This window comes from Bradyrhizobium sp. (genome assembly GCF_004799445.1).
Classification (GTDB): Bacteria; Pseudomonadota; Alphaproteobacteria; order Rhizobiales; family Xanthobacteraceae; genus Bradyrhizobium.
The window spans coordinates 1-12027 of sequence record NZ_SSNA01000159.1 but is presented as its reverse complement, the minus strand read 5'-3'; the positions used below and the strand labels follow the sequence as shown (position 1 = coordinate 12027).

The 12027-nt window shown below is 58.4% G+C and carries 12 protein-coding genes, 1 pseudogene and 1 riboswitch; of the genes and pseudogenes, 7 read left to right on the top strand and 6 right to left on the bottom strand.

Annotated elements, in window-relative coordinates; all coding sequences use genetic code 11:
• Positions 1-261 precede the first annotated feature (261 nt).
• From E8A46_RS21050 to E8A46_RS21035, 4 genes are all read right to left on the bottom strand, one after another.
• Complete coding sequence (locus E8A46_RS21050) at positions 262-1290, bottom strand: hypothetical protein (protein ID WP_291565407.1); 1029 nt, start codon at positions 1288-1290, stop codon at positions 262-264.
• Positions 1291-1499: 209 nt separating this feature from the next.
• Entirely contained in the window at positions 1500-2564 is a 1065-nt protein-coding gene (locus E8A46_RS21045) for a hypothetical protein (protein WP_291565405.1), read from the bottom strand.
• Positions 2564-3394 carry a hypothetical protein gene (locus E8A46_RS21040; protein ID WP_291565401.1) on the bottom strand — a complete coding sequence of 277 codons (831 nt, stop codon included), beginning with the start codon at positions 3392-3394 and terminating at the stop codon, positions 2564-2566. The genes E8A46_RS21045 and E8A46_RS21040 overlap by 1 nt, the downstream gene beginning before the upstream one ends.
• Positions 3366-4835 carry a hypothetical protein gene (locus E8A46_RS21035; protein ID WP_291565399.1) on the bottom strand — a complete coding sequence of 490 codons (1470 nt, stop codon included), beginning with the start codon at positions 4833-4835 and terminating at the stop codon, positions 3366-3368. The genes E8A46_RS21040 and E8A46_RS21035 overlap by 29 nt, the downstream gene beginning before the upstream one ends.
• 641 nt (positions 4836-5476) lie before the next feature.
• Between E8A46_RS21035 and E8A46_RS21030 the strand changes: the two genes are divergently transcribed.
• The 4 genes from E8A46_RS21030 (at position 5477) to E8A46_RS21015 (ending at position 8294) form a co-directional block, all read left to right on the top strand.
• Positions 5477-6625, top strand: a complete 1149-nt coding sequence (locus tag E8A46_RS21030) for a DUF2336 domain-containing protein (RefSeq protein ID WP_291565396.1) — start codon at positions 5477-5479, stop codon at positions 6623-6625.
• 92 nt (positions 6626-6717) lie between these two features.
• A riboswitch (Fluoride riboswitch) is annotated at positions 6718-6780 on the top strand.
• 254 nt (positions 6781-7034) lie between these two features.
• Complete coding sequence (crcB, locus tag E8A46_RS21025; protein ID WP_291565393.1) at positions 7035-7427, top strand: fluoride efflux transporter CrcB; 393 nt, start codon at positions 7035-7037, stop codon at positions 7425-7427.
• A 14-nt stretch (positions 7428-7441) separates the two neighbouring features.
• Complete coding sequence (gene crcB, locus E8A46_RS21020; RefSeq protein ID WP_291565391.1) at positions 7442-7936, top strand: fluoride efflux transporter CrcB; 495 nt, start codon at positions 7442-7444, stop codon at positions 7934-7936.
• A gap of 10 nt (positions 7937-7946) precedes the next feature.
• Positions 7947-8294 (top strand): DUF190 domain-containing protein, encoded by a 348-nt coding sequence (locus E8A46_RS21015; RefSeq protein ID WP_291565389.1) that lies wholly within the window; start codon positions 7947-7949, stop codon positions 8292-8294.
• A 200-nt stretch (positions 8295-8494) separates the two neighbouring features.
• Here E8A46_RS21015 and E8A46_RS21010 read toward each other — a convergent pair whose 3' ends face one another.
• Positions 8495-9025 carry a DUF488 domain-containing protein gene (locus E8A46_RS21010; protein WP_291565410.1) on the bottom strand — a complete coding sequence of 177 codons (531 nt, stop codon included), beginning with the start codon at positions 9023-9025 and terminating at the stop codon, positions 8495-8497.
• 233 nt (positions 9026-9258) lie between these two features.
• On the opposite strand from E8A46_RS21010, the gene E8A46_RS21005 reads away from it, so the two are divergent.
• From E8A46_RS21005 to E8A46_RS20995, 3 genes are all read left to right on the top strand, one after another.
• Positions 9259-9474 (top strand): DUF2945 domain-containing protein, encoded by a 216-nt coding sequence (locus tag E8A46_RS21005; protein ID WP_291565387.1) that lies wholly within the window; start codon positions 9259-9261, stop codon positions 9472-9474.
• 215 nt (positions 9475-9689) lie between these two features.
• Positions 9690-9914: a hypothetical protein gene (locus E8A46_RS21000; protein ID WP_291565384.1), complete on the top strand. Its 225-nt coding sequence runs from the start codon at positions 9690-9692 to the stop codon at positions 9912-9914.
• Between the two features lie 675 nt (positions 9915-10589).
• Positions 10590-11165 carry a hypothetical protein gene (locus E8A46_RS20995; protein ID WP_291565381.1) on the top strand — a complete coding sequence of 192 codons (576 nt, stop codon included), beginning with the start codon at positions 10590-10592 and terminating at the stop codon, positions 11163-11165.
• A 574-nt stretch (positions 11166-11739) separates the two neighbouring features.
• On the opposite strand, the pseudogene E8A46_RS20990 reads toward E8A46_RS20995, so the two are convergent.
• Positions 11740-12027 (bottom strand): annotated as a pseudogene (locus tag E8A46_RS20990) (xanthine dehydrogenase family protein molybdopterin-binding subunit); the annotation flags it as partial.

The window sequence follows — 12027 nt, the reverse complement described above, 5'->3', positions numbered from 1 at the left end:
TTGCCTGACTCGAATGCCAGGGACACGGTGGAAAAGAAGGGGAGAAACATCGGGCCGCCTCTCTCGGCAGCGAAATGCTGCGGTGAGCAAATGCCTGATACGATGAAAAGGTCCATATACCCAGGGTTAGTTTGTGACCAATTCGCGCGAAGCCGGCCAAGTGAGCTGTTTTGACCGGGTTTCCGTTGCGATATCGCCGAGCGCGCTTTGGCCGTGGCGTTTCAGCGCAGCCGGGAAGCCGGCGACGCATCGGCCGATACCTCAATGCGGCGACGATTTCCGCAATCGTATTTCAATTCGCCGTCGCTCCCGAACGTCGCCCGAAAAGGATCCGGCGATGGCCAAGGTCTCGTCGGTATTGATCAGTTGCGCGCCGGACATCGGTATCAGCTTGTATCCCGAAAGCAGCGGACTGCGGCCAAGCAAGCTGACAACCGAAACCGCCCGTGCGAGGCCGAGCCCTGCATTGTCCGCCGGAACGAGGCTGGCGATGCTCGCGTAATTCCTGAGAACCGGGACCAAATCGCGATCGAGGTTTGATTGCCGCAGGCCGACCGGCTGCTCATCGGTGTGGCCGACGACCTCGATGACATCGACGTCGTATTTCTTGAGCAGCGCGACGATCTGTTCGGGCGTCGAAGCCAGCAGCTTCTCGCGGAACTCGGGCGACAGCTCGGCGCTTCCAGTCCTGAAGAAGTTTCCGTCGGCTTCGCTCAATCGTATGATCGGAGGCCATTGGTGGCCTGATGGGTTTCCGGAAAGCCCGCGGCTGACGGCGTCGGCGATCATTTGCGGCGGAGTGGAAGACTGGCCGGCGGCAGGCATGACTTTTTCGATGCGTCCGACGATGTCCGCGTCACGAAGCGCCTTGTCCAGGCTGATGCCTTTGGACTTGAGCTGCTCCATATCGGCGAGCTGATCGCGGATATTCTTCTCCGACAGGCCCCCCTTCTTGAGATCGGTCATCGCATTGCGGCTTTCGACCAGCTCGCGCCAGAATTCATCGACGGCTTTGACGTTGCTCGAGGTCACGACTTCGGAGCGAAGCCGCTCATAGAGTTCGGGATTCTGCTTGATCGCCGTCACCAGGTTGCGGTCGGCCATGCTGCTGACCCGCTCGACCCGGACCTGCTGTTCGGCCTCTTCCCGTTTGGTCTGCTCACGCTTGAGAAACGTGGCCATCGTGATCAGCAGGCAGAATATCAGCAGGATCATGATCTCGGCCATCGTCAGGCCGAGCACGAGCCCCTGGCGATACGATGACGACTGTCGGAAGATATGACCGTCCATGGCGAACCTGCCTGATGATGGTTTTGCGGTTTGACCGCGAGATACTAGTGTCCCGAATCCGAAGTTCGCACTCCCTTGCAGCCCCCCTTTTGCGAACTTCGGATTCGAAAGGACACTAGAAATACATGATTCTAGTGTGGTTTTGGTTCAGAAGTTCTCATCACGGACTCGCCCCACTGACGATGAGAACTTCTGAACCACCACACTAGCTAGTAGCTGTCGTCCCCTTCGAGGCGTGCCGCGGTGGCTTGCGTCGGCGACGTATCGGCGGGAACGATCAAGGGATTGGAGGCGATACGCGCCGCCTCGGCGGCCCTGATCTCGGACAGCAGAATAGATATCGCGCTCGAAAGCGCCTGGGTCTGCTTCAGGTTGGAATTCACCGAAATCGCCTGTACCTCGGCATTCTTGCTGAACGTGCTGACCACCCGCGTCAGGCCGGCAATCGCCGGATTGAGCTTGACTTCGATCATGTGTTCCGGGGTTTGCAGCGAGGCCAGCTTCGAGACGACGCTGTCGATCGATTGCACGATCGCAGCCGTGCTGGTCGAGAGCCGCGCGCCGTCGTCGGCAAGCTGCCTTGCGACGGTCTCGAAGGTCGCTAAAATTCTGGTGTTCAGTTGCTCGATGGCATCGCCAGATTGCCGCGATGCGTCCTGCAGCGGCTTGTTGGCGTCCAGCGCGAAGCCCTCGAGCTGGCCGACAACCCGGTCCCTTGCCTCTTTCAGCATCGCGTCGATTTCCCCGACCGCGTCGGTGAGCGATTGCTGGGTGGCGCGCCTGAAGTAGCCGAATTCGAGAACCGTGCTTTCGAGCTCGCGCCTCACCTTTCGCGAGGCGTCGGCAAGCTCCAGCCGCGCGGTGTGTTCGACATCGACCGGATCGCGCCGCATCTGGTTGAAGAATATCCGCAAGGTGATGCCCGCGATCGTCGAACCGATGGCGATGCCGAAATTCTGCACGATCTGTTCGGCCGATCCTTCGGACGAAAACTGATAGAGCGAAACGGCGAGGCTGGTCAGGGTGAACAGAAAGCCCATGTAGTAGAGATTGTCGCCGGACTGGTCGTCGCGCAGCCGAAACAGGCGCGCCAGCCCGAGCGCGGACGCGTAGGCGATCATGATCAGCACCGGAACCAGCGTGACCTGGAGCGCGCCGAATCCATGAAGCTTGGAGAACACGATGTAGCCGGCGCCCGACATCACGACGGCGAAGAACAGCAGCCCGCTCAACAGCCCGGGTGGCACATCGCGAAGGCTATTGGTAGAGGCCATTATCTTGCACCCTGCAGTCGCCGCGCGCCATCGAACACTCCCTTGTTGTCCGTGATCCACTCCTTCCAGAATTCGATGTGACGGACCGTGTCGATGGTCACCTGCGTTTGCTGGACGTATTCGATCTTGACGTGCGCATCGTGCAGGTCCGTCCTGAATTTCAGGTAGGCGGGCGATCGTTTCAACCGCTGATAGGACAGGTCGCCGGCGCTCGGATATTGGCTGTAAAGCGGAGTAAACTCCAGCATATCGGAAATCACGATGAGTTTCTTTTCGACTTTTTGCGCGGCCGAGGAGGAAAACTGGTCGATCGCGATGTCCTGGATCGCGCCCATGATCGGCGAATTTTTCGCTTTCGCGGAGGTCAGGCTGTTTTTAATGGCGTCCCTTGCGGGCTGCCGGAAACTCTCGAGCCAGCGCATCCGTGCCAGGCGCGGGTTATCGGTCCACTCGCTCAAGCCCGTCCCGTCGCCCGGATTGCATTTCGAAAACAGCGAGCGGCTTCGGCTGCCCGCAATGTCGAGCACGCGGATGTCGAGCTTGTGATAGTCGGGAAGCTCGGAGATCTGGTCTTCGAGCAGACCCAGCACCTGGCGCTGGGCCGGTTCCGGCAGGTCGTCGGAAGTATCCACCAGAACCACCGCAATGCCGCGAGGCCCCTCGATCGGGCACAGCGAGGCTGCATCGAGTTTCGGCTTCGGGGTCACCGTAAAGTAGAACAAGGCCAGGATACCCAATGCCGCCAGCGCAAGGAATATCAACGCAATGCCGCCGATCGCAGCGCCGGTGCCGCGCGCGCGGTTACGCTGTCTTGACTGCCGACGGGCCACGCTTGCTCTCCGGGATCAGGTCGTCAATTTCGCGATACGAGCGCGCAGCCTCGTCGAAAGCCTCGTGAATGGCCTGAATCTGGCGATTCAGGATGTCCTGTGTCTCCAGAATTGACTGGCGAAGCTGATCTCGCGCCGTTTCATCCCTGTCGGTTCCGACATAGACGATGCGATCCATGCTGTAGGGTCTTGCGAAGTAGGCGGGAGCGGGCGTGGTTCGCGTCTTGCGATTGGCCTCGCGATAGATCGCCAGCAGCGCGCGACAGGATCTCTCGATGTGATTTTGATGTTCGGCGAATCGCTGCGCCAGCCGCCCGCGGGCCTGGATGATCGAATCGAATTCGCCGCGCCTCACCGATAAATCGCGTGCGGCGCCGTTCATGGCCTCGCTCGCGGCGTCCCTGATTTCGCGCAGGCGCTCGATCAATTCCGCCTTGCCTTCGGTGTAGTGGGCGCGGGCGTCGTTGCATCGCTGTTCCAGCGAAGCGTAGCCAAAATACGGATCGGTAAAAAGCAATCCGTCGGTCATGGCAATCAGCGAAAAGATCAGGCCAATCCCGAAAAACACCCAGGAGAGGATGTCGTTCAGAACGAGGGGGGCCTTGAGAAGCTGGGTCATGACTTCCTGCCCGACATCGCCGTTCACGCTAGGCGGTATTTCGCGAAGGTGCGCGAGCGTGAGATTGAGAGCGATCGCGAAGGCGAGGTAGCCGATGCCGGACAACAGCCCGATCAATTTGAGAAACCAGTTCCGGCGATTGATGAGGCGAATCGGTACCAGGCCCCAGAGGAAGCTGGCGATGATATTCAAGGCTGCGAAGCTCACCGCCTGAACGGCGCCGCCCAGTAACCCCTGCGCGTTTGATTTGGCCAGAAAGTTGCCGTTAACGACCACTTCGATGACGAACAGGACCGCCAATATTCCGACCTTGAGCAAGGTCTTGCCCTGGGATGACAGCCGGGCAGGTCGCGCCAGTCGGTGGCGCCGGCGAAAATCGTCGCGTTCCTGTTCCGAATCATAGAGCCGCCGCCGCAGACTGAACAATTCGTCGCGGCCCAGCGCTGCTTCGGCACGGAATTCGCCGACCGATTCCGGCGCCGCCTGCTGGATGATCGCGAAGCGCTCTTCGAAATTGAGCGCCGTCAGGCGCTCATCATAGGTGTGCAGGTGTTCAAGATAGATTGAATGGCTATCCTGCTTGTGGGTCTCGACCAGTTCCACGACCTGATGCTCAATGTCGTCGAACGTCTCCGCGTCGGTCGTTGGCCGGTTCTCGGCCCCGCGCTTACCTCCGTCGATCGCCAAGTGCAGATTGTCGGCGATCCGATTGACGTTCAAATCGAGAAATATCTCGGTGCTGGGCCGATACGAATGCTGGGGCTGCCCCAGCAGGCTCAATAACCGTGCAATGGCAGACGGTTTACCCTGGGCTGCGATCATCCAACGTCCCGGTCTTGCACGTCTGGAGTATGGATTTGCGGCCTCCCGCCCGGGCCTTGGCCTGGCGGCAGGATCAAGGCCGAGGCCAGCCTTGCTGCATCATCGGGCGATCGGAGCAGCGGCCTGCCGGCATGGGACGAATGCATCTGAGCAGCATTTCGATAGTTAAGACTCATGACTATCAGGACTATCACGCGAGAAACAAAGACGACAGGGATGGATTTCGCCAAAGCCGGCTTCAGGATCGATTTCATCGGCGAGGGTGCCCCCGATGGCCTGCCGCCGTGCGCCGGATTTTTTCGTGCACCGCCCAGGTTCATGGCTCGGGCGTGCTGGTGTCGAGCACGGAGCCGCGACGGATGCGCGATCCCTCTTGTCGGCTCGCGCGCCGGTTCCGTACTCGCCTTCCTGCTCGAATCCTCCGCGACTGTGGGACGTGTTTCCAGGGTGAGCCAGGGAGAGGGACAGAATTCAAAGAGAAGCCGACTTAAGGCAAATCTGGATGGCCGGTTTTGAATTGACGACAATTTGAATTATCTCTGAGGCAACGGCAGCCAGCTATTTTCACGGTTCAGGTGGTAGCACGTGAATGTCACCGTCCCATCTTCCATTTCCAGCGTGAAGCGTAACGAGACAATATCATGACAACGCTCTCCAATCTTATCGATGAAATTCAGGACGAAACACTATCTGAACTCACGAAAAGGCAGTTAAGGGCACTCACACGTATCGCCGATCTGTTCGTCGCCGGGGCGGGTCGTCATTCGAAGAAGCAGATCGAGCTATTCGACGATGTATTCAAAACCCTTGTTACCGTGATTGAGTTGAAAACCCGGGTCAAGCTGTCGAACCATCTTGCCACCAAACCGAATGCGCCAGCGACGCTGATTCGGGCATTTGCCTGCGATGAGGCCATCGCCGTGGCGGCTCCCGTACTCAGTCAGTCGACGGCACTCAGCGATCTCGACCTTGTTGCCAACGCAAGTACCCAGGGCCAGGGTCATCTTCAGGCGATCGCGCAGCGTCTTACCATCAGCGAAGTGATCACCAAGATACTCATCGAGCGCGGTGAACCCATTGTCGTCCACACCGTTGCGAAGAATGCCGGTGCCCGCATTTCGGACGATAGCTTTCGCGAACTCGTGCTGCGCGCTGGCGGCGATGCCGAGCTTGCGCTGCAGGTTGGAAAGCGTCGTGACATTCCCCGGCATCACTTCTTGAGACTTCTTGAAACGGCCTCCGCTTCGGTGTGCAAGAAGATCGTGGCGGCAAATCCGCAATTTACCGATGCGGTACAGGACGCGGTCACCGAGGTGATAGACGAAATAAACCTGGAGGTTCGCAACAAGTCTCAGGACCACGCCAAAGCCAGGTCAAGGGTCAGGCGACTGCAGAACTGGAAGGAGCTTGGCGAAGCCAATGTTCATTCCGCCGCGTGTTCGCAAAATTTTGAACAGGCTGTAACGGCTCTGTCGGTGCTCGCCAGCTGTCCGATCGAGATGGCCGAGCGGGCGATCCTCAATGATAACCCGGGCGTGGTGCAGATCGTCGCCAAAGCCGCGGGCTGCTCCTGGCCGACGGTCAAGGCTCTCCTGCTGATGAGGGCGGCGGGCCGCAAGATGTCCAAAATGGATCTTGAGCGGGCGCGCGAACACTTCGAGCGGCTCGAGGCCCAGACGGCAAAACGGGTGCTTGAAGTCTATGATGCCCGCCGCCACGTAGCTGCCGTCCCGAGCCCGTCGATCGCTCCGAGGGTCTCCGCAAACGAAGTGGACGCTTTGGCTAGTTGAGCCCTGCGTCCAGATGCGCGGTGTCGTTCATTCGGCGCAGCCGAAATGAACCGGCTGACATTGATCCCTGGTTTGATATCGTCTAGTATTTTCACATCCAAGGGGAAGGGGTTCCCCAAAACCGCCTGATGAGGGCTGATGACTCCTGCCGCGTCGAGAATGCGGGGGTTAAGCCATGGCGATGTGCCGCTCAGGCCTCCTTCTCTGTCTCAACGTGAAGTCAAGTAACTCGGTCGTGCGCCAACCAGGAACGGTGCGCGCTACAGGCTGGATGTGTTGGTTGTTGTGGACAAGGCTTGACAGGGAAGATGCAGAGGACAGGCTTTCTGCGACGTTGAAAGGGACGACCATGGGACGCTTCAGCATCTGGTGAACAGCGTGTAAATCTGAAAGCAAGTCGAGGCATGCGGTGGATACAATCGACGGAGTGATCTGGGTTTCTCTGGGCAGTGTCTTCGGTGGGATCGCGAGATTCTGGCTGTCCGGATTTGTTGCGCGGCGTGTCGGCGAGACATTTCCCTGGGGAACGATGGTCATCAATGTCAGCGGAGCATTTTTTATCGGCGTGCTTGCGGCATCGGCAGCAGGCCACGGGGCTTTCGCGGCCGTCAGACCGTGGCAATTTGCCGTCACCGGATTCCTGGGATGCTACACGACCGTGTCTTCCTTCAGCCTCCAGACCTTGTCGCTCGCTCGCGACAGCGAGGTATCGCTTGCGGCCTGGAATCTGGTGCTCTCGGTGTCTCTTTGCCTTGTTGCCGTCGCTGTCGGCTTCGCCGCCGGCCAACACGCGTTCGGGTAACGGGAAACCCGGCCATGCAGGACAACGTTTCACCGAATCCACCGGCGGCCAAACAGGCTGAGAATCGTCCGCTTCCACGCCCGCGCCGCTCCATTTGGCTGCAAAAATTCTGGGATACGACCGGTTCCTATATTTCCGTCGCGCTCGGCAGCATTGTCGGAGGGGTCGCGCGCTATCTGGTTTCCGTCCTGTTTTTGAGTCAGCTCGGGAGCGGTTTTCCCTGGGGCACATTATTCGTCAATGTGACCGGCTCGTTCATTATCGGTTTTTATGCGGCGTTGACCGGCCCCGACGGCAGGTTGTTCGTCAGCCCGCGGCAGAGGCAATTCGTCATGGTCGGGATTTGCGGAGGTTACACCACATTTTCCGCGTTCAGTCTCGAGACCCTGCGGCTTGTGCAGTCCGGCAACATCCAGGCCGCATCCTTCAATTTATTCGTCTCGGTCGTGGGCTGGTTGACTGCCGTATGGCTCGGTCACGCACTGGCGGCTCGTCTCAATCGTTTGTAAGGAACCGGAAATGCAAATACCGAAACAAGCACTGCTGCTGCGGATCTTCACCGGCGAAAATGACAAGTTCGATGATCGTCCGCTCTATGAAGCCATTGTGAAGAAAGCGCGGGAAATGCAACTGGCCGGCGCGACGGTGTTGCGTGGTCCAATGGGCTTCGGCAAATCGAGCCGCATCCACACCGACAAAATTCTTCGTCTATCGTTGGATTTGCCGTTGGTCATTGAAATCGTGGACTCTGAAGAGAAGATCAACGAGTTTCTGCCTGTGCTTGACGGGATGATGGATAGCGGTCTCGTCACGCTGGAGAAAGTGCAGGTGCTGCAGTATGGTCCTGATAAGACCGCTGACACCTAGCCAGGCACGAGGTTGCGGAAACAGGTGAATCGTCTTCGCCGCGGCCCGCTGATCTTGCACGACGGGCAAATCGCCCATCGCAGCCATGCGCTAGTTGCCCGTCGTGCCAATCCGTCGCAATCCGCATCATTGCTCTCACCCCCAAATCACAGGCATCTTTGCAGCCATCCCGCACCCGCAAGAGGGGCGTATCGCGATCGTCACGGACCTGAGGGCGGGCCCTCGGCGGGATAGACCACCGTCCCATCGTTGCGAACGACGGCGCCGGGTGTCAGGCTCGCCACATCGACATGCGATTTTCCGAGAATGTGCTTCACTTGCTCCCCCGCGGCCAGAAGATAATCGGCAATGATCCGGCGGTGGCAGCGCCACCAAACCGCTTCAGCGCACATGGTCACGCAACTTTGCTCACCGCCGCGTTCCCGGAGCCGGGCCAAGCCGGCGGCAAAGGGGGCGGTCAGAGCGTAGTCCGCATAGTTCCGAAAGCTGCGCACGCGCCAATAGCTATTTGGCGAGGGCTCGGCGTCGCGCGACTTCCCCCGCAGGCCGCCGAGCTCGGCGATATGCTGATAGCCGATCTTCCAAGGTGCCAGCGCTTCGGGGAGGCTCTGCTGATTGAACTGCGGGTTGGTGCGCGACCGCGGTATCGACCTTACGTCGATAACGAGGCTGACGCCCGACTCCCGCAACAGATCGACAAATTCGACGATCGTCCTGGTCGAGTGGCCTATGGTGAAAAAGGTGTTCGTGTCATCGCTCCAACGGGCGAAGCCGCACGACGAGCCGGCATCGCCGTAGACTCTAGGCGCGCGCTTCCAAAATCAAAAGCGCCAGTTGTCGGCTAAATGTTGCGATTTTTGGGAACCGACAGGGGGCGCGGCGGTTGGAATGCTCATGCCGCCGAAATATTCAGTGCGAGCACTGCCCTCCTCTTGCATTGTTCGGCGGCATCGGATCGAACGACGTGCCGAACAGCTTCAAGATCCATGATCGCGTGAGCTGGAATTCCGAGGCCGGCCGTGTCAGCGGCACGATCATCCGCGTGCATACGCGCCATTTCAAGGTCAAAGGTTATACCCACCATGCGAGCGCGGACGATCCACAATACGAGATCCAGAGCAGCAAGACGGATCATATCGCCTACCACAGGGGTGCCGCGCTCACCAGGCTTGGCGATTGACGTCCCCATTGTCAGGCGTGCTCGATGATAGACAATGATCGGCCGATGCCCACGGGTTCAAAGTCTTTCCCGGTCGGCCGCTCCGCGTAAAAACCTGGCGATGCCGGCGATCGCATCCGCCTCAATCACCGGATGCGGTCACAACAGGGCATCAATCGATTGGAACTGCCGATATCATGCTGCCCGCATTCTGCCGCCACGCGAGGGACCGACCCATGCCGCGAGAAAACTCCAACGATTGGAACCGACGTCAACGCGCGCTGTCCAGATGGGACAATGAAGGAGGTGCCGGGCCGGATGGTCCCGCTACGGTTTCGGCGCCCGACAACGCGCGAATTGAAGTTTCGGAGCTGACCAATGCCGAACTCGTGACGCTGCGTATCCGTGTCGGGGAGCATTGCCGTGGCGTCGTCAAGGACTGCCTTCATCAATTCAATTAGCTCGGGCTGATAAACTGCTCCTATTGGGTTCATGGTTTCCTCCCTGGTTAAGCGACCCTGGACGGTCATCTAAGTTCCGCCATTTCGAGGAAAGCAACGTCCAAATCATACCCTGCGGCAGTTTCTCTCTCACTGCTCCTGATCCTCGCTGCGATGCGGCAACGGTTCCCCATGATCGGCACCGCGTCGAGAATCACGCGTCCACACCGACGATCGCCGCCGTCTAATGGCCGCCGGATCGTCATTTCGGCAATGCCCACCTGGCGAGTTCGTGCGGTGGCTTATCATCCCGTCTACCTGGACCGCCAGCGATGAAAACACGGCCGCAACGGCGATCAGCATGACCGCCGCAGGCCATTGCCACGTCCGCCATATCTCGGCGTTGAGCGCCGCACTAAGTTAACTTTCCGTACCTGTACGGCTTCGGTTACTCTGTACGCGGGAGCTGTCGGGGACGCGGCGCTGGAAGCACTACGCTTGGGTCGCGTGTTCCCGATCGATCTAGTTGAGCATTTGCTGCGCAGGCGTGAGCGGGGACGTAACCCTTTTCCACCCACTCTTTGATACTTCCTCTGTCGAGGCGGCCGACGCGACGCAGGTCGCGTCTAGTGGACTTACGATGTCTTAAGCAATCGAGGTCAAATCCTTGATGCGGCACCAAACTGGAGGAAGAGGATGGTTCCTGATTTCCGAAACGTTACGGGGTTCGATGACATCTATTCCCGCTTTCTCATAGCTGCACGGTCGATAATGCTTGGGCATGATCTCATCTTCGATCAGTTCGCCGAAAGAGCCCTGCACATTACTTCGCTTGAGTTGTATTTACGTTGTAACCAATGGCTTGACCCAAACACCGACAAGAACTCCGAACAAGGGAATTCAAATACTTGGTATATTCGTCGACGGGGATCTAATGCCAATACATCTAGAGTTGACATAACCGCTGGATGTGCAGCTGATAACATATACTGCGGACTTCTTGTAAGAGGGATCGATGGAGACGATGGTTCGGGAAGGGCGATTAAAAGAATCCTGCGTGGGGGCGAGAAAGTGTCAGGTCTGAGCTGGCTTACGGAGGAGATCAAAAGTCTCGATCAAATACACGGAAGCCAAATAATGGAAGGTCCATTGCGACTAAAACGTCGCGAAAAGCCGCTGGTCAGAAACCTCTCCCCCAAACCTCGCATGGGGCTCGAATATTCTGAGTATCCGTGGAACCAGAATCTTAGGATCGTGGTCGAGCAAACCTAACTCGGGTGATAGTGTCCGACATCGTTTGCCGGCAAGCCGTCGACAACTGGTGCTTGACGAGGCTCCGCTGTCAATTGTTGGTAGCGGTGTTGGTATTTCTACTGCCGCTCGTGTGAAAAGATAAGAAAAGTCCGATGCTTGGAGGGGGTGTGTGACGCCGTCCACCGTCATAGCGATCGCGCGGGGCGGCAGGATTGCGACGTACAAATCAGCTCGCAGTGTGAATCAGCTCGCGAGTTTGGGTCAATCAGTGATGTCTTGACGTGAGCGACCACCGGCATAATGCCGGTGGTCGACGATTAGAGCTCGATCTGCTCGGAGATATTTAGAGCGTCATCCACTTCAATCCCGAGATACCGGACGGTGCTCTCCAGCTTCGTATGGCCGAGGAGGAGTTGCACAGTGCGCAGGTTGCCAGTCTCGCGATAGATCTGGGCGGCCTTCGTGCGCAAAGCGGCCGTTGAATTCAGGACAGGCGCCTGAATAAAGGCTAGTTGTGCGAGGCTGACTTCGCCGATGACATCGCTATCTCGGTCACATCTCTGCTGGGTTACAGAAACACGCTCCCAGACTGTTACGTTATCGATCTTAAGATCGGCTGTAGTTTTGACGCTTTGAACGGCACTGAGCGAATCCTCGCGCCGGTAGCATCAAAGATCGCATTCGAGATTGCGGAAGGCACCACGGCTGCTGTCGGTTCGCCCGCGCCCCACGGCTTCTCGGTCGGACGATCGATCAACTCGACGACGATTTCTGGAAGTTCAGGAAACGTCAGGATCGGGTAGCTTGCCCAATCAAGGCTGGTCACCATGCTTCGATCAAATGTGACCTCTTCCTTCAACGTACGGCTGACGGTTTGGAT